The organism is Mesorhizobium sp. AA23, from assembly GCF_001672435.1.
Taxonomy (GTDB): domain Bacteria; phylum Pseudomonadota; class Alphaproteobacteria; order Rhizobiales; family Rhizobiaceae; genus Mesorhizobium.
On record NZ_LYTP01000028.1, the window covers coordinates 294,607 to 311,523 of the forward strand.

Annotated in this window: 13 protein-coding genes; 1 reads left to right on the forward strand and 12 read right to left on the reverse strand. The window is 64.5% G+C overall.

Going from position 1 to position 16,917, the window contains the following annotated elements; translation table 11 throughout:
* Nucleotides 1-254: 254 nt before the first annotated feature.
* The 9 genes from A9K66_RS21155 to A9K66_RS21195 form a co-directional block, all read right to left on the reverse strand.
* Nucleotides 255-2,276, reverse strand: coding sequence for an ABC transporter ATP-binding protein (locus A9K66_RS21155; protein ID WP_245307630.1), 2,022 nt, complete (start codon nucleotides 2,274-2,276; stop codon nucleotides 255-257).
* The gene (locus tag A9K66_RS21160) at nucleotides 2,269-3,153 is read right to left on the reverse strand and encodes an ABC transporter permease (protein WP_067327775.1); all 885 of its coding nucleotides are present in this window, start codon (nucleotides 3,151-3,153) and stop codon (nucleotides 2,269-2,271) included. The genes A9K66_RS21155 and A9K66_RS21160 overlap by 8 nt, the downstream gene beginning before the upstream one ends.
* On the reverse strand, nucleotides 3,150-4,088 hold the full coding sequence (locus A9K66_RS21165; RefSeq protein ID WP_278057229.1) for an ABC transporter permease: 939 nt from the start codon (nucleotides 4,086-4,088) through the stop codon (nucleotides 3,150-3,152). The genes A9K66_RS21160 and A9K66_RS21165 overlap by 4 nt, the downstream gene beginning before the upstream one ends.
* Nucleotides 4,089-4,173: 85 nt before the next feature.
* The gene (locus A9K66_RS21170) at nucleotides 4,174-5,838 is read right to left on the reverse strand and encodes an ABC transporter substrate-binding protein (protein WP_067327776.1); all 1,665 of its coding nucleotides are present in this window, start codon (nucleotides 5,836-5,838) and stop codon (nucleotides 4,174-4,176) included.
* Nucleotides 5,839-6,164: 326 nt separating this feature from the next.
* Nucleotides 6,165-7,268 carry a mandelate racemase/muconate lactonizing enzyme family protein gene (locus tag A9K66_RS21175; protein WP_067327777.1) on the reverse strand — a complete coding sequence of 368 codons (1,104 nt, stop codon included), beginning with the start codon at nucleotides 7,266-7,268 and terminating at the stop codon, nucleotides 6,165-6,167.
* Nucleotides 7,269-7,295: 27 nt separating this feature from the next.
* On the reverse strand, nucleotides 7,296-7,988 hold the full coding sequence (locus A9K66_RS21180) for a GntR family transcriptional regulator (RefSeq protein ID WP_067327778.1): 693 nt from the start codon (nucleotides 7,986-7,988) through the stop codon (nucleotides 7,296-7,298).
* A 161-nt stretch (nucleotides 7,989-8,149) separates the two neighbouring features.
* Complete coding sequence (locus A9K66_RS21185) at nucleotides 8,150-9,304, reverse strand: efflux RND transporter periplasmic adaptor subunit (protein WP_067328012.1); 1,155 nt, start codon at nucleotides 9,302-9,304, stop codon at nucleotides 8,150-8,152.
* A 14-nt stretch (nucleotides 9,305-9,318) separates the two neighbouring features.
* Nucleotides 9,319-12,513 (reverse strand): multidrug efflux RND transporter permease subunit, encoded by a 3,195-nt coding sequence (locus A9K66_RS21190; RefSeq protein ID WP_067327779.1) that lies wholly within the window; start codon nucleotides 12,511-12,513, stop codon nucleotides 9,319-9,321.
* Nucleotides 12,507-12,743 (reverse strand): hypothetical protein, encoded by a 237-nt coding sequence (locus A9K66_RS21195; protein ID WP_067327780.1) that lies wholly within the window; start codon nucleotides 12,741-12,743, stop codon nucleotides 12,507-12,509. The genes A9K66_RS21190 and A9K66_RS21195 overlap by 7 nt, the downstream gene beginning before the upstream one ends.
* A 252-nt stretch (nucleotides 12,744-12,995) precedes the next feature.
* Here A9K66_RS21195 and A9K66_RS21200 point away from each other — a divergent pair, with 252 nt between their 5' ends.
* Nucleotides 12,996-13,577 carry a TetR/AcrR family transcriptional regulator gene (locus tag A9K66_RS21200; RefSeq protein ID WP_066989382.1) on the forward strand — a complete coding sequence of 194 codons (582 nt, stop codon included), beginning with the start codon at nucleotides 12,996-12,998 and terminating at the stop codon, nucleotides 13,575-13,577.
* Between the two features lie 388 nt (nucleotides 13,578-13,965).
* Here A9K66_RS21200 and A9K66_RS21205 read toward each other — a convergent pair whose 3' ends face one another.
* From A9K66_RS21205 to A9K66_RS21215, 3 genes are read right to left on the reverse strand one after another with little or no spacing between them, the layout of a single operon-like run.
* Nucleotides 13,966-14,988, reverse strand: a complete 1,023-nt coding sequence (locus A9K66_RS21205; protein ID WP_067327781.1) for a LacI family DNA-binding transcriptional regulator — start codon at nucleotides 14,986-14,988, stop codon at nucleotides 13,966-13,968.
* A gap of 55 nt (nucleotides 14,989-15,043) precedes the next feature.
* Nucleotides 15,044-15,838, reverse strand: coding sequence for an ATP-binding cassette domain-containing protein (locus A9K66_RS21210; RefSeq protein ID WP_067328013.1), 795 nt, complete (start codon nucleotides 15,836-15,838; stop codon nucleotides 15,044-15,046).
* 5 nt (nucleotides 15,839-15,843) lie between these two features.
* Complete coding sequence (locus A9K66_RS21215) at nucleotides 15,844-16,830, reverse strand: ABC transporter permease (protein ID WP_067327782.1); 987 nt, start codon at nucleotides 16,828-16,830, stop codon at nucleotides 15,844-15,846.
* Between the last annotated feature and the right edge of the window lie 87 nt (nucleotides 16,831-16,917).

Genomic DNA, 16,917 nt, shown 5'->3' on the forward strand with positions numbered 1-16,917 from the left:
AAATATTTCAACCGCCATTTCGGCGGTCGTCTTAGGAATGAGCTAAAACGAGGCTCCGAGACGATGCGGGGCGGGGGGAGATCCGGCAGGATCGAGGCGCGAGGGAACCCCTATGCGGAGAAACGAGGTTTGCCGCCCGGCGGACGCCGTGGACGTCGCTGACGGAGGGCCGCGCCGGTGTCAGCGCGCTTGCCGCCCTTGCGCCAGCCATCGGCGCAGCGAATCCAGCAGGCGTTGTCGTTTGCTGGCGGCGACTATGCCGGCTCCACGGCCTTCGGCTTCTGCAGCCTTGCCAACTCCGCGAAAGGAATATGGCAGCGGATTGTGTGCCCGGGCTCGGCCTCGCTTAGTTCCGGCTCCTGCGTCTCGCAGATCGCGCCGATCTTGCGCGGGCATCTCGTGTGGAAAACGCAACCCGTGGGTGGGTTGGCCGCGCTCGGGATTTCGCCGTCGAGGCGGATGCGCGAGCTTTCCGTCCGGTCGAGTTTCGGAACGGCCGACAACAGAGCTTCCGTGTAAGGGTGATGCGGGCCGGAAAACACCGCTTCCGACGGTCCGAACTCCATGATGCGGCCGAGATAGAGCACCGCGATCTTGTCGGACAGATAGCGCACCACGCCGAGGTCGTGCGAGATGAAAATGTAGCTCACATCCTGCTTCGACTGCAGGTCGGCCAAGAGGTTGAGGATCGCCGCCTGCACCGACACGTCGAGCGCCGAGGTCGGCTCGTCGCAGACGACGATGCGCGGATCGCCGGCGAAGGCGCGGGCGATCGCCACGCGCTGCTTCAGACCGCCCGAAAGCTGCCGCGGCTTGACGGCGAGATGCCGGTCGGTGAGCCGCACCGAGCGGACGAGCTCTTCGAGGCGCGCTTCCAGCGACTTGCCGGTGAGCCCGCCCAACCGCTTCAAAGCGCGGCTGAGGATATGCCGGATCAAATGCGAACGGTTGAGCGCCGAATCCGGATTCTGGAAGACGATCTGCACCGCCTTGACCTGGTCCTCCGAGCGGCTGGCAAGCCGCGGCGCCAACTGCTTGCCCTCCAGTTCGATGCTGCCGCCCTCGTCCGGCGGCACGAGGCCGAGCAGCAGCCTCGCGAAGGTGGTCTTGCCGCTGCCGGACTCGCCGACCAACCCGAGCGTCTCGCCGGGCCGGAGGCTGACTGAAACGTCCTTCACCGCCCTCAATGCACGACCATGGCTGGCATAGGTCTTGTTCAGCCCCTCGACCTGCAGCACGGGCGGTGCGTGCTTCGGCGCGACGGCGGCAATCTCGGCGGGTGTCGCGCGCGGCAGCGACTGCGCCTTGTCGTGATAGTGGCAGCGCGACAGCCGGCCGCCTCCAAGCTCATAGAGCGGCGGCGGCTCGGTGCGGCAGCGCTCGGTCGCCAGCGCGCAGCGGTCGGCGAAGGCACAGCCGACGATCGTGGCGCCGATGCCGGGCAGGAAGCCGGGGATCGTGTCGAGCCGGCCCTGGTCCTTGCGCTGGCCGCCGCGCGGCAGGCAGCGCAGCAAAGCGACCGTGTAGGGATGGCGCGGATCGTTGAAGACGTCCTTCGTCGAGCCTTCCTCGACCAGCATGCCGGCATAGAGCACGCCGACCCGGTCGCACATGTTGGAGACCACGGCGAGGTTGTGGCTGATGAACAGGATTGAGGCCGAAAGCTCGCGGCGCAGTTGCGCGATGAGGTCGAGCACTTCGGCTTCGACCGTCGCGTCGAGACCCGTCGTCGGCTCGTCGAGGATCAGCATCGAGGGGTCGTTGGCCAAGGCCATGGCGATCGCCACGCGCTGCTGCATGCCGCCGGAAAGCTGGTGAGGGTAGCGCTGCATGACACTGGCCGGATCCGAGATGCGCACAAGATTGAGCATCGCGATCGCCTTGTCGCTCGCCGCCTGTCCCGACATGCCGGCAAGCTCGAAGATCTCGGTGAGCTGGCGGCCGATGCGCAGTGATGGATTCAGCGCCTTGCCGGGATCCTGATAGACCATGGAGACGCTTTCCGCGCGGGCGCGTCTGAGCGCCTCGGCATCGAGCTTCATCACATCCTGGCCGTCGAGCGCGATCGAGCCGCCGGTGATCGAGCCGTTGCGCGGCAGGTAGCGGACCACGGACAGCGCCGCGGTCGACTTTCCGCAGCCGGATTCGCCGACCAGCCCATAGGCCTCGCCGCGGCCGATCTTGAAGCTGACATTGCGCAGCACCGCCCGGTTGCGGCGCCCGACGCGATAGGCGACCGAGAGATCGTTGAGCTCGAGCGCGTCCCTGTCAGTCATTGAACGCTCCATGGACGCCGTCGGCCACCAGGTTGACCCCGATCACCAGCGAGGCGATCGCCAGCGCGTCGAACAGCACCGTCCACCAGAACCCGCCGCCGATCATGCCGTAATTGCTGGAGATCGAGAGTCCCCAGTCGGGCGAGGGCGGCTGGATGCCGAAGCCCATGAAGGAAAGCGTGGCGACGGCGAAGATCGCATAGCCCAGACGCACCGTCGTCTCGACCAGGATCGGCGGGATCACGTTGGGCAGGATCTCGACGAACATCGTGTGCAGCGCGCCTTCGTGGCGAAGTTTTGCCGCCGCGACATAATCGAGCTCGCGTTCGGCCAGCACCGCCGAGCGCACCGTGCGGGCGATGATCGGTGCGAAGCTCAAGCCGATGACGACGATCACGGTGATCTTGGAGGTGCCGAGCGCGACGATGGCGAGCAGTGCGATGATCACCACCGGGATCGCCATGAAGGCTTCGAGGATACGGCTGACGATATCGTCGACGATGCCGCGGAAATAGCCGATGACGAGCCCGAGCGCGGTGCCGGCAATGGTCGCCAGAATCGTGGCCAAAGGTGCCACCGTCAGGATATCGCGCGAGCCGACGATGACCCGCGAGAAGACATCGCGGCCGATCTGGTCGGTGCCGAACCAGTGCTCGGCCGACGGTGGCGCCAGCGCGTTGATGATGTCGTCGGCAAGCGGATCGTAGGGGACGAAATGCTCGCCGAACAGCGCGCAGACGATCCAGAGCAGGACGATGCCGAGCCCGGTGAGGAAGGTTCCCGATCGCAAGAGCGAATGCAGCACCTCGCCCCAGGGGCTGCGCTGTGTCGCGGCGTCCGGCGTTGGCAGGTTAGCGGGTGTGTCTGTCGCGCTCATTGCTCCGCTCCCAGCCGGATGCGCGGATTGAGCACCGAATAGAGGAAATCGGCGATCAATGTGGCCACCGCATAGACGATGCCGATGGTGAGGATGCCGGCCTCGAGCATCGGAAAATCCTTGCCGCGCGCGGCGGTGAAGATCAGCGAGCCGATGCCTTGGTAGCGGAACAGCGTCTCGATCACGACAAGGCCGCCGATGAGGTAGCCGGTCTGGGTTGCGATGACGGTGATGGTCGGCAATAGCGCGTTGCGCAGCACATGCCGCCAGATCACCGTGCGCCACGGCAGACCTTTAAGCACCGCGGTGCGCGTATAGTCGGAATCGAGCGCCTCGATCATCCCCGACCGCGCCATGCGAGCGATATAGCCGAACAGCACCAGAAACAGCGGCAGCGACGGCAGGATGAGATAATAGAGCTGGGTGAAGACGCCGGCACCCTTCGGCCAGGCCGCCGCGATCGGCAGCCAGCGCAGCCAGACGCCGAAGATCAGGATCAGGATGATGCCGGTGACGAACTCGGGCAGCACCGTCACAGACAGTCCGCCGAGGCTGATGATGCGGTCGAGCGGCCGGTTGAGGTTGAGCGCAGCGATGACACCGCCGAGGATGCCGATCGGCACCACCAGCACGAAGGCGACGAGCGCCAGCTTCATCGAATTGCCCAAAGCGTCGATGACGAAGGGCGCCACCGGCGCGCGGAAAATGTAGGACGTGCCCATGTCGCCATGAAGGAAGTTCCAGATCCAGCTTCCGTACTGGACGAGCAGCGGCCGGTCGACGCCGAGCGAGTGATTGAGCGCGTCGACGGCGCGCTGGTCGGCAAACGGCCCCAATATCGCGCGCCCGACATTGCCGGGCAGCACCTGGCCGCCCAGGAACACCATGACGCTGAGCAGGAACAGCGTCACGAGCGACAGAGCCAGGCGCCGGATGAGGAAGCCGAGGATGGCGAATACTCCTATTGGAGCCGGCTCTCCGTCGAGAGCCGGATGTCAGGGATAAGCTTGCTCCCTCGCGTCAGGCTTTCGAAGCCTTTTCGAGGAACAGCTGTGACATGGCGGTGGGCTGTACGCCCGCCACGCCTTTCGCCGTTGCAGTCAGGTAGTCGTAGAAATAGCCGAAGATCACCGGCGTTTCCTCGAGCAGCAGCTTCTGGATCTTGCCGGCTGCAGCCTTCTGCGCCTCGAGGTCGAGGGCAGCGATATAGCTCGTCGCCAGCTGGTCATAGTCCTTGTTCTTGAAATGCGCGGCATTCCAGGTGCCTTCGCTCTTCAATGGCGCCGCGAGATAGACGTTCGGCACGCCGCGGTGGCCGTAGTCGGTGATGCCCATCACCGAATCCAGCCAGTTCGATTTGCCGAACACGGCATCGCCGTAATAGGCGCTCTGGTCGAGGATGTTGAGCTCGAGCTCGATACCGATCTCCTTGACCCAGTTCTGGATCAGCTGCGCGTATTCGGGGATTTCCAGATAGCGCTCGGTGGTCAGCGTTATTTTGAACCCCTTGCCGGCGCCGGCCGCTTCCATCAGCTGCTTGGCCTGCGCGATGTCCTGCTCGCGCTGCGGCACGGTGGTGTCCGTCGACGGATAGACCCCGGCGAACGGGCTGTCATTGCCCTCCTGGGCGCGGCCTTTCATCAGGCCGGCGACCAACTTCTTGCGATCGATGCTGAGCGCAATGGCGCGGCGTACCCGCGGGTCCTTCATCGGACCGTCGTCGCAGCGCAGATGCAGTTGCTGATGCGCCGACGATTTCAGGCTGATGACGTTCACGTTCGGATCGTTGAGGACGGCGACGCCCGCCAGCACCGGCATCTGATTGATGATGTCGATCTGGCCGCCCTGTAGCGCCAGGATCTGCGGCTGGATGTCTGTGAAGAAGGTGAATTCGGTGCGCTCCGGCAGGGCCTTTTCGCCCCAGTAGTTCTCATTGCGAACGAAGGAGGCGCCGACTTTGGGCGTGTACTTCTCCAGCTTGAACGGTCCGGTGCCGTCGAAGCTCTTTTCGTAATCGCCCTTGTAGCTCGCCGGGATGATGACGGCGTTGTAGTTGTCGGACGACAGCATGTAGGGGAAATTACCGTTCGGCGCGTCGAGATGGAATTCCACCGTGTAGTCGTCGACCTTCTTGCTGGCGCCCTTCGAGAGGATGCCGCTGAACACCGACAGCGCGTTGGAGGAGTTGGCGGGATCGGCAAGCCGGTCGATGCTGGCCACCACGTCCTCGGCCTTCATCTCGCCGCCTGAGTGGAACTTGACGCCCTTGCGCAGCGTGAAGGTCCACACCGAGCCATCGGTATTCGGCTTCCAGCTTTCGGCCAGTGCCGGCTTGAGCACCAGGTCGGGGCCGTCGACGCAGAGGAATTCGGCGACCTGCTGCATGACGAGCAGGCCGCCGGCGTCGGCGATGGTGACCGGGTCGATCGCGGCGGCCGGCACGCTGCTGCCGACGCGGATGGTGGCGCCCGGCGCGCCCTGGGCGCGGGCAAGCGAGGGCGCGCCGCCGAAGCCGGCGGCCATGCCGATGCGGCCGAGAAGCGGCAGCGACAGGCCGAGCAGGCTGCCGTGGCGCACGAAATCGCGGCGGCTGACGCGGCCGTCGATGAGGCCGTCGATGAGGTGATTTTCAAGCGGCGTGCGGTTGCGCCGGATGAGATCGAGGACGCGGTAGTTCTTGCTCATGGGTCTAAACCCTTTCCCCAGTTCTTGTGGTTGGCGAGTGCATTCCGGTTGACGACGTTCCGTGGAGTTCTCCGGTCCCGGCCATCGTCAAGAATTCGGCCGAACGAACTGTAACATGCACTTTGGTCCGGTCCATCCGCTCCTTGAAGCGGACAGGTCAGATTTTCTTGATGCATGCCTAGCTCGGGCTCGCAGCCCCCGATCGAAATCGTGGCCGCCTCGATTCGGTATTTGCCGGTCTCCTTTCCTTTTGACGATCTCCCAGTTCAGGTCAGCGAAAAGCCTGCTAGCCGGATCGGGTTGCCGCGCTGCTCCCGATCCTCATCTCAGCCGATCTTGAAGAACGGCTTGCCGAGCAGGTCCGGCACCACGTCGATGCCAAGCCCGGCGCCGTCGGGAATGCCCATACGGCTGCCCGCGACCGGCGGCTTGTTGGAGGCGGTGCGCACCGTTACCCATTCGTGGAAGGCGATGGCATGCAGACGGCGCTCTTCCGGCGTCGACAGCGACAGATGCGCCATCGCGGCGGTGTCGATCTCCGCGCCGCCGGTGTCTTCGACGGTGATCATGAAACCGAGATCGACGGCGACGTCGCGGATCAGCCGCGTCTGCGTCACTCCGCCGAGGCGCGAGATCTTCAGCGTCAGCCCATCGGCCGCGCCACGGCGATGGATTTCCAGCATCTCGCCCAGCGAGGTGACGGATTCGTCGAGCACCATCGGCTTGTCGAGCATGCGGCGCACCGACATGTTCTCCTCGATCGTCGTGCAGGGCTGTTCGAATGTGTAGTCGATGCCGCGCGTGGCATCGGCGAACTGGCGCGCCTGGTAGGGCGTCCAGCCGGCATTGGCGTCGCAGAAGATCACCGTGCCCTTCGGCACGGCTGATGCGACGGCGCTCACGCGCTCGATGTCGTCACGGACATTGCCGCCGACCTTGACCTGCAGCCGATGGTAGCCTTCGGCAACGATGCGCTTGGCAAGTGCCGCCATCTGGTCGACCGTGCCGTGGGTCACGACCCGGTAAAGTTCCGCCGTCTCGCTCTCGCGGCCGCCGAGCATCGCTACCAACGGCACCTCGGCCGCACGGGCGGCGAGATCCCAGCAAGCCATGTCAAGCGCGGCTTTGACGTAGGGATGGCCCTTGAACACCGTGTCCATCAACCTGCCGATGCCGGCCAGCCCGCGCGGGTCATGGCCGATGAGATGCGGCGCGATCTCCGGCACGCCCGCGCGCGTTCCCGCGGGAAACGCGGCCGAGTAGAAATTGCCGAGCGGCGCCATCTCGCCCCAGCCGGTCACGCCTGTGTCGGAAGTGATGGCGACGATCACCGCATCGAAACAGTCGGCGACCCGGCCCTTGGACATGCGGTAGGGCCCGTCCACGAAGGGCTGCACGACATGGTAGGCTTTTATGCTCTTGATCTTCACGTTTGTGTCCGTTTGTCCGCGGGTTTGTCAGGCGCCCTTCGATGCGCGCTTTTCGAGGCTGCGCGCATAGGCAAGAAGCGCTTCGAAATCGTTGTCGATATGCTCGCGGGCATGGCGCTGGGCGGCGCGCATGTCCGTGCCCTTGAGCAGCGCCACATAGGTTTCGTGCAGGTCCTCGGCCGGTACCGGCTCGTTGCGCGCACGCTGGTGCAGGGCGAAATACATTTGCAGTCGGCTGGTCAGCCGCTGCCAGGTTTCGAGCAGCACCGAATTGTCGGCCCACTCGTAGACCAGCCCGTGCAGCTGCAGCGCCGTCTCGATCTGGCGCATGGTGTCGAGCGCCCGCGTCGCCTGCTTCACCGCTTCGTGGCGGCGGTCGAGCTCGTCGAAGAAGCGCTGGTCGCGCTGCGGCCAGGCGAGCTCGATGGCAAAGTCGTCGAGCACCTTGTTGAGGGAATAGGCGTCGACGATGTCCTTGGCGCTGACGTCGACAACGAAGGTTCCGGCATAGGGAATGCTGGTCAGGATACCTTCCTGCACCAGCTCGCGCATCGCCTCGCGCAGCGGCGCGCGGCTTACCCGCATCTGCTCGGAAATGCGGAGTTCGTTAAGCTTCTGCCCAGGCTCCAGCTGGCCGGTCAGAATGGCGCGCCTGAGCAGCGCGACGATCTCGGCCCTGCGCGTCGTATCCGCGATCGGACTGAAATCCAGCTTTGACATGTGGGCCACTCCGGATGAACCGACTGCAAGACAAGCAGATTGTCGACAATCCAACAAGAGGGCGGCTATCGTTTTTTTCGCGGATGGCAGGCGCGCAAACAAAACGGCGCCCTCGATGTGGGTGTCGAGGGCGCCGTCGGACCGGGACTGATGGGGGATTATCAGCTGGCCGGTTTCGTTTCCGGCAAGGGAGAAACCGGCATTCCGGGTCCGATCTTCTGCAAATTGCCGGTGATCACCTGGTCGGTCTCGGAGATGCCTGAGGTGACGGAAATCAGATCGCCGTCGGTCGGGCCGAGCGACACCAGCTTCTGGTCTACAGTGTTGTCTTTGCCGAGGACGTACAGGTATTTGCCGAGCTGGCTGGAACCCAGCGCCACCTGCGGCACCATCAGCGTATTGGGCTGCTGCTTCACATGCAGCCGCACGCGCACATACTGCCCGGGCAGCAGCGCGAACTTGGCGTTGCCGATCGTTGCCCGCGCCGTGATCGTGCCGGTCGAATGATCGATCGTGTTGTCGATGAAGGTGAGCTGGCCCTTCTGGCTGGGCTCGGTCTCGCCGGGCAACAGCACGTCGACCGCAATCGGACCGTTGGCCTTCGCCTGCTCGATCTGGACGAGGTCGGTCTCGCTCGGATTGAAGGTGACGTAGATCGGGTCGAGCTGCACCAGCGTGTTGAGAACCGTGCCGGCGACGCTCACCAGGGTGCCGACCGAGGCTTGGTTGCGGCCGATCCGCCCGGAGAACGGTGCCTTGATCTCGGCATAGCCGAGATTGAGCTCGGCCGTCCGCACCGCCGCCTGGTCGACCGCAAGGGCGGCTTCGGCCGTGCGCAAGTTGCTGGTGCGCTGGTCGAAGCTGTCCTTGGCGAGGTACCCGGCCTTGGCAAGGTCGGTGCCACGGCCGAGGTTGGACCGCGCGTAATCGAGCGCTGCCGCGTCGCGCTGCACCTGCGCCTTCGCCTGGTCGAGCGCTGCCCGGTAGTCCTCGGGCGCGATCCGGTAAAGCAGGTCGCCCTGCTTGACGTCGCTGCCGTCCTGCGCCGTCTGCTCCTGCAGATAGCCCGGCACGCGCGCCTGCAGGGTGATGTTGCGGATCGGCTCGACGCGCGCGGCGTAGTCGAGATAGATCGGCAGCGTCTTCTTGACGACGTTGACCACCGGGACCGGCATGACGAACGCCTTGGGCGCAGGTGCCGCGCCCGCAGTGCTGGCGCTGAGGCTGAGATTGCCCATGTCGAGCAGGTGCACGCTTGCCACCGAGATTGCGCCCAGCGCGACCGCCGTTCCCAAAGCGATTTTCCATTTACGCATGTTGGTCTCCAATCCTATTCGGCCGCCTGGGCGAGCCGGACGGGCTCGGCGGTCGGTTCAATCTCTTGTTGGTGCGGGGCATGGTGAGGCCCCGCGGCAGGTTCGCTCTCGCCGCCGCGCTCGCGCAGCTTCTCGATTACCGCATAGAAGACCGGCACGAAGACCAGCGACAGGATCGTCGCCGCCACCATGCCGCCGAAGACGGTGGTGCCGATCGACTGCCGGCTGGCGGCGCCCGCGCCGGTCGCGAACATCAGCGGCAGCACGCCGAGGATGAAGGCGAAGGCCGTCATCAGGATCGGCCGCAGCCTCAGCCGCGCGGCTTCCATCGCCGCCTCGACGATGGTCAGGCCTTCCTCGCGGCGCCGTCGGGCGAACTCGACGATCAGGATCGCGTTCTTCGCCGCCAGGCCGATCAGCATGACGAAACCGATCTGAGAGTAGACGTCGATCTGCATGCCGCGCAGCAAGAGCACGACGAAGGCGCCGAACAAAGCGAGCGGCACGGCGAGTAGCACCATGAAGGGCATAGCCCAGCTTTCATACTGCGCCGCCAGGATCAGGAAGACGAACACGATCGCCAGGCCGAACACGATCGAGGCGATCGATCCGGCCTGGAGCTCCTGATAGGTGATGCCGGTCCATTCATAGCCGAAGTCCCGCGGCAGCACGTTTGCCGCCGCCCGCTCCATGGCCGCGACCGCTTGTCCGGACGAGAAGCCTGGCGCCGCGCCGCCGTTGATGAGGGCGGATGCGTTGTTGTTGTAATGCGGCACGGTCTCGGGACCGACGATCGGCACCAGCTTGCCCAGTGTGCTCAGCGGCACCATCCCGCCGGACGCATTGCGCACGTAGAGGCGCGAGATGTCGTTCGCGTTTCCGCGCGCGTCCTTGTCGGCCTGGATCGTCACCCGGAACGTGCGGCCGAAAAGGTTGAAGTCGTTGACGTAGAGGGAGCCGAGATAGATCTGCAGCGTGTTGAACACGTCGGGCAGGTTGAGGCCAAGCAGCTTCGCCTTGCTGCGGTCGAGGTCGTAGTTGAACTGCGGCGTCGAGGTCGAGAAGGACGAGAACAGCTGCTGCGGATTGAGCTCCGGCTGCTTGCGTGCTTCCGCGATCAGCGCCTGCGTGACCTCGTTGAGCGCGGCGCTGCCGCGGCCCGAAAGGTCTTCCACCTGGAATTCGAAGCCGCCGGTCGTGCCGAGGCCCGGGATCGAGGGTGGATCGAATGAGAGCGCAAACGCCTCCGGTATCTGCAGCAACTTGTTGCGCACCTCGGCGACCAGCTTCGATGCGTTCTGGTCGGGCCCGCGTTCGTCCCACGGCTTCAGGATGGCGAACTCCACCGCCGAGTTCGATTGCGCGGCGCTGGTGAGGAAGTTCAGGCCGCTGATCGAGCCGACGATGTCGACGCCGGGCGTGTTCTGCAGGATGTCGCGCGCCTTCTGCGCCACCGCGTCGGTGCGCTCCAGCGAAGCGCCGTCCGGCAACTGGATGACGACGAAGAAATAACCCTGGTCCTCCACCGGAAGGAAGGTCGAGGGCAGCTTCTGCCAGACGAAATAGGTGGCGACCAAGCCCGCCGCGAACAGGCCGAGCATGGCCCAGCGCAGCCGGATCAGAATGCGCACGCCATGCGCGTAGGCATGCGACAGCCAGTCGAAGCCGGCATTGAACCAGCGGAACAGCACGAACTGCGTTTCGCCGCGATGGCGCAGGAACGCGGCGCTCAGCGCCGGGCTCAGCGTCAGCGAGTTGAAGGCGGAGATGCCGACCGAGATCGCAACGGTAAGCGCGAACTGGTTGTAGAGCCGTCCCGAAACGCCGGGGATGAAGGCGACCGGGATGAACACCGCCATCAGCACCGCCGTGGTGGCGATGATTGGGCCCGTCACTTCGGCCATCGCCGCGCGCGTCGCGGCGAGCGGCTTGAGGCCGGCCTCCAGCTGTCGCTCGACGTTCTCGACCACGACGATGGCGTCGTCGACGACAAGGCCGATCGCCAGCACCATGCCGAGCAGCGAGAGCATATTGAGCGAGAAGCCCAGCATGTACATCACCGCCAGCGTCGCGATCAACGACACCGGGATGGCGATGGTCGGGATGATGGTAGTGCGCCAGCTCTGCAGGAAGATGAAGACGACAGCTACCACCAGCACCAGCGCTTCGCCGAGCGTGATCAGCACGTCATGCATCGAGGCCGAGACGAAGCGCGTCGTATCGTAGTGCATGGCGTAGTGGACGCCCTTCGGGAAGCGCGCCGACAATTCCTGCATCTTGTCCTTGACCCGCTGCTGCAGGTCGAGCGCGTTGGAGCCGGGCATCTGGTAGACGGCGAGCACCACGGTCGGGTCATTGCCGAAGAAGGCCGATGACGAATATTGCAGCGCGCCGAGCTCGATGCGGGCGACGTCGCGCAGACGCACGAGCGAGCCGTTCTGCGAGTTGGCGCGCACGACGATGTCGCCGAATTCCTTCGGGTCGCTCAAACGGCCGACCGCATTGACCTGCATCTCGAAGGCGGTGCCGGCCGGCGCCGGCGATTGGCCGATCTTGCCCGCCGCCACCTGCACGTTCTGCTCGGAAATGGCGTTCTGCACATCGACGGCGGTGATGCCGAGATTGGCCAGTTTGTCCGGATCGAGCCAGACGCGCATCGAATAGCGCCGTTCGCCGAAAATCTGCACGTCGCCGACGCCGGGCAGCCGCTTCAGCGGATCGACGACCTGGAGATAGGCGAGGTTGCTCAGCGCGACCGGATCGACCGAGCCGTCGGGCGAGGTGAGGTCGACGATCAGAACGAAGTTCGGGTTCTGCTTCTTGATCGTGACGCCGCCCTGGTTGACGATGGCCGGCAGGGAGGATGCGGCCTGCGAGACGCGGTTCTGGACGTCGACGGCCGCCGTGCTCAGCGGATAGCCGACGTCGAATGTGATGGTGATGGTCGAGGAGCCGTCATTCGAGCTCGTCGATGACATATAGGTCATGCCTTGCACGCCGTTGATCTGCTGCTCCAGCGGCGTGGTGACCGTATCGGCCACCACCTGCGCGCTGGCGCCTGGATAATGGGCGCTGACCACGACCTGCGGGGGCGTGATGTCAGGGAACTGCGAGACCGGCAGCAGGAAATAGGCGATCGCACCAGCGAGCACCATGATGATGGCGATCGCCGATGCGAAGATCGGGCGGTGGATGAAGAAGTTCACCATGACGCGGATGCCTCGCCGAACGGTTTTGCAAAATGGCGCATGCGCCGGGCCCGGACGGAACCGGAATCCTCCAGGAAGGATGGCGGGACATCTTCCGGCGCCTGTTCCGCGGCGCGCGAGCGCAGCATCCGTTCGAAGGCGTTGGGATCGACCCCATCAGCCTTCATCACCAGCCGGATCATCGGATCCCGGATGGCTTCGTCGATCGTCAGGTCTTTGCGCTTTTGCATAGGAGCGGCTCCTTGCTGCGGCCCGCATCGGATGATCACGGACCGCTTTTTCTCGTTTTCACCGGCCGAAGCCGCATGACAGGCAGGTTTTTCGTCCTATCTCACTCTGGCAGGGCTCTATCGGGGGGCCTTGTCGTTTGACGGGGAGCGATATAGGTGTTACCAGTAAGTAACATCTGAAAGTTACAGACCGGTAACACCCTAGTCAAGAGGTGACCTCGGTTTTTTTGGAAACGACGAAAGGAGAGCATGATGACTGACGGCGTTGCGGAACGTTCCCGCCCCCGGGATCGCATCCTGGAAACGGCGCAGGACATGTTCCACAAGCACGGGATCAAGGGCGTCGGCGTCGACGCCATCACGGAGGCTGCCGGCACCAACAAGATGACGCTCTATCGTCACTTCGAATCCAAGGACGATCTGATCATCGAATGCCTGCGCGCCACGGCGGCGAAGGCTTCAAGGATATGGGACGAGTTCGAGGCCGAGCATCCCGGCGACAAGCTCGCGCAGTTGCATGCCTGGGTCCGCAAGGCTTCGGAGCTGCTCAGCGCCGACAGTCGCGGCTGCGACATGGCCAATGCCGCCGTCGAGCTCACCGAGACCGATCACCCGGCACGGCGCGTTATCAAGGAACTGAAGGAAGCCCAGCGCGAAAAGCTGGTTGCGCTCTGCCGCGATGCCGGCATCGGCCAGGCCGAGTTGCTCGCCGATACGCTGTCGCTGTTGCTCGAAGGCGCGCGCGTCTCGATGCAGAGCGTTGGCGCCGAGGGCCCGAGCGCGCAGTTCGTGCGCATGGCCGAGAGCCTGATCGCCTCGTTCCGGGCACGCTGAAGGCGGCTTCCCCTGATGCGGCCGCTTCGCGGCCAGGCTAGCGCCGGCGCTGACCCGTCTCCTCTCTCCCCAGGAGAGTTCGGATTGCTCGAATTGCAAGGCAATTCGACTCGGCAATATCCGGGTGAGGGGCGCTCCGCCTAAGTGCAGGCAAAGAAAAAGCCCGCTGCCGGGAGGAGGAGGCAGCGGGCTTCGATTTCGAATACGGCGCGGGAGGAGGAGCACCGCATTCAGCGCCGGTGTCCGGGAGGAGGAAGACATCCGACGCCGCAATAATTACGATTTGCCCAACCATTCGGCAACTACGAAACGTGCATAGCTGGTGTGCAGATTTGCCGGATCAATCGTCTGACAAATCAGTGAGGCGACGGCATTATGCCATTCGCGCCTACTGCACCGGCACGTTTTCCTTCATGATCAGCCGGGGCTCGATGAATTTCTTGGTCAGGTACGGCGCCGACGAGGCGATCGAGCCGAGCAGGCGGATCACTGCTTGCTCGGCAATCAGCCGGGCGTTCTGGTCGATGACCACGTCGGCGAGATCGTCGACGAGGTAGCGGCGCGTTTCCCTGGTCAGGTCATGGCAGATGAAGACGGGCTTTCTGCGCGGCTTGGCCTCGAGCAACGCCTTGGCCACGCCGGAGCGTCCGGCGCCGACGCAGTAGATGCCGAGCAGTTCCGGTTCGTTGTGCAAGGCCTTCATGGTCGCGCTGTAGCTGGCGTCGGGCTCGTCGTTGATCTCGACGGCGCTGGAGACGGTGAGATTGGGGAACTCTTCTGCGAGCACCGAGCGGAAACCCATCTCGCGCTCCTCGTGGCCGCGGTAGGAGCGCGAGCCAACGACCATCGCGAGGTGCCCGATCCGGCCGCCAAGGAAGCGGCCCATCAGCAGCGCCGCCGTGCGTCCGGCAACCCGGTTGTCGATGCCGACATACGCCGAGCGAGGGGCCGCGGGCACATCGGAAACCAGCGTGACCAGCCGAATGCCGGCCTCGACCAGCTCGCGCAAAATGTTGCGCGTGCGTGGATGGTCGACGGCGATGACGCCAACGCCGTTGGCCTTGAGCGAGAGGTTCTCGATCGCGCCCTGCAGCGCGCCCGGCGAGATCCCGGCGAGATTGTGGATGCGGCAGGAGGCGACCAGCGGCAGGCGCCCTGCAAAGTCCTCGATATGATGGGCAAGGTCGGCCATGAAGGCGTTGCTGCCGATCGGCAGGAAGAATTCGAGATGCGCCGGCTTCGACGGCAGCACGACTTGATCGAGCGTCGGCAGATAGCCGAGCTGCTTTGCCGCCTCCAAGACGCGCTGCCGGTTGGCCGCGCTTGCGCCCGGCCTGTTGTTGAGCACTCGGTCGACCGTCGCGGTCGACAGGCCGCAGCTTCTGGCGATGTCGGCTACGGTCGCTTTCATGGGTCCGGTCATGGGATAGGATCGAGCCCCAGTCAAAAGTCAAGGTCAGGCCAAATCAGCCATGCGGCTGCGGGCCGTCGGAAATCGCATCGCGGATCTCCTTGTCCGACATGCCGGTGATGACGCGTTCGACGTCCGCCACGGTGGTCTTCTTCGGATCGATATCATCGGCCACCACCTTGCCGCGGCGCATCACCACGATGCGGTCGACGACCTGGAAGACATGGTGGATGTTGTGTGCGATGAAGATGCAGGAGTGGCCGGAATCGCGGGCGCCGCGCACGAAGCTCAACACCCCTTGCGTCTCGGCAACGCCGAGATTGTTGGTCGGCTCGTCGAGGATGATGAGGTCGCTGTCGAAATGCATGGCGCGCGCGATCGCCACTGCTTGCCGCTCGCCGCCTGATAGTGAGCCGATCGGCGTCGTCGGCGGGATGTTTTTGGAGATGCCGACCTGCTTGAGCAGGTCGCGTGCCACCGTGTTCATCGCCTCCTGGTCCATGCGGTTGAGGAAACGCGGCGGTTTGATCGGCTCGCGCCCCAGGAACAGGTTGCGGGCGATCGACAGCTGCGTGACAAGCGCGGAGTCCTGATAGATCGTCTCGATGCCTTCAGCGATCGCGTCGCTGGTGCTGCGGAAATTCACCTTCTTGCCGCGCACGAAAATGTTGCCGCTGGTCAGCGGCACCGCGCCCGACAGCACCTTGATCAGCGTCGATTTGCCGGCGCCGTTGTCGCCGAGCAGGCCGACGATCTCCTTTTCGTTGACGTGGAAGTTGGCGTCCACCAGCGCCTGTACGCGCCCGTAGGACTTGCGGATGTTCGTCATGCGGATCAGAGGCTCGGCCATCGTCTTCAAGTCCCTGCCTGGTGCCGGCGTTCGAGCCATGAGTGCAGCGCCATCATCCCGAGGATGATCGCGCCAATGAAGATGTTGTAGGCAAGTCCCGGAACGCCGATCAGCACGATGCCGTTGCGCATGACGCGCAGGATCAGGATGCCGAGCACCGTGCCGATAATGGTGCCGCGGCCGCCGGTCAGCGCCGTGCCGCCGATGACCACCATGGCGATGACCTCGAGCTCGTAGCCGGTGCCGCTGTTCGGATTGGCAGCCGAAGTGCGCAGCGACGAGATCACACCGGCGAGCGAGGCCATCACCGCCGACAGGATGAACAGGCCGATCTTGACCCGGCTGACATTGACGCCGCGGGCGCGCGCCGCGTTGGGATTGCCGCCGGCCGCCTGGATCCAGTTGCCGGTGCGGCTTTGCGTCAGCACATAACCGAGCGCGATCGCGGCGCCGATGAACCAGAACAGCGAGGCATAGACGCGGAACGGGCCGATGTAGAAGTCGCCGACCAGGATGTCCGCAAGCCAGCTGCCTTCGGCGCTCCAGGTGCGCTGCGGAAAGCCATCGGTGACGAAAAGCGCGGTGCCGCGCACGACGAGCAGCATCCCGAGCGTGACCAGGAAGGACGGGATCTTGAGCTGCGTGACGAACCAGCCATTGACAAGCCCGATCAAGGCCGCGACCACCAGCGCGATGGCTAAGCCCATCTCCAGCGAGGTGACCCCGCCGTTGAACAGCGTCCACATCAGCACCGGCGAGAAGCCGAACAACGAGCCGACCGACAGGTCGAATTCGCCCGACGTCATCAGCAAGGTCATCGCCAGCGCGATCAGCCCAAGCTCGACGGTGAAGGCGAGGATGTTCGAGATGTTCTGCGGCGACAGGAAATCCGGATTGATGCCCCAGAAGATGACGAGTTCGACGATCAGCAGCACCAACGGCCCGAATTCCGGCCGCGCGATGAAACTTTGGATGAAGGAACGGTTTTCCATTGGGCCCGCGATGTGAATGATTGGCGAGCCCGCTGCGATCAGTCAGGACTCGACGGTCCAGGAAGCGATCGCGGCCCGAAAGCCGCG

Coding starts and splice junctions, on each gene's coding strand:
- A9K66_RS21155 (WP_245307630.1), bottom strand. CDS start 2,276: ATGACTGACAGGGACGCGCTCGAGCTCAACGATCTCTCGGTCGCCTAT.
- A9K66_RS21160 (WP_067327775.1), bottom strand. CDS start 3,153: ATGAGCGCGACAGACACACCCGCTAACCTGCCAACGCCGGACGCCGCG.
- A9K66_RS21170 (WP_067327776.1), bottom strand. CDS start 5,838: ATGAGCAAGAACTACCGCGTCCTCGATCTCATCCGGCGCAACCGCACG.
- A9K66_RS21180 (WP_067327778.1), bottom strand. CDS start 7,988: ATGTCAAAGCTGGATTTCAGTCCGATCGCGGATACGACGCGCAGGGCC.
- A9K66_RS21185 (WP_067328012.1), bottom strand. CDS start 9,304: ATGCGTAAATGGAAAATCGCTTTGGGAACGGCGGTCGCGCTGGGCGCA.
- A9K66_RS21190 (WP_067327779.1), bottom strand. CDS start 12,513: ATGGTGAACTTCTTCATCCACCGCCCGATCTTCGCATCGGCGATCGCC.
- A9K66_RS21195 (WP_067327780.1), bottom strand. CDS start 12,743: ATGCAAAAGCGCAAAGACCTGACGATCGACGAAGCCATCCGGGATCCG.
- A9K66_RS21200 (WP_066989382.1), top strand. CDS start 12,996: ATGACTGACGGCGTTGCGGAACGTTCCCGCCCCCGGGATCGCATCCTG.
- A9K66_RS21205 (WP_067327781.1), bottom strand. CDS start 14,988: ATGAAAGCGACCGTAGCCGACATCGCCAGAAGCTGCGGCCTGTCGACC.
- A9K66_RS21210 (WP_067328013.1), bottom strand. CDS start 15,838: ATGGCCGAGCCTCTGATCCGCATGACGAACATCCGCAAGTCCTACGGG.
- A9K66_RS21215 (WP_067327782.1), bottom strand. CDS start 16,830: ATGGAAAACCGTTCCTTCATCCAAAGTTTCATCGCGCGGCCGGAATTC.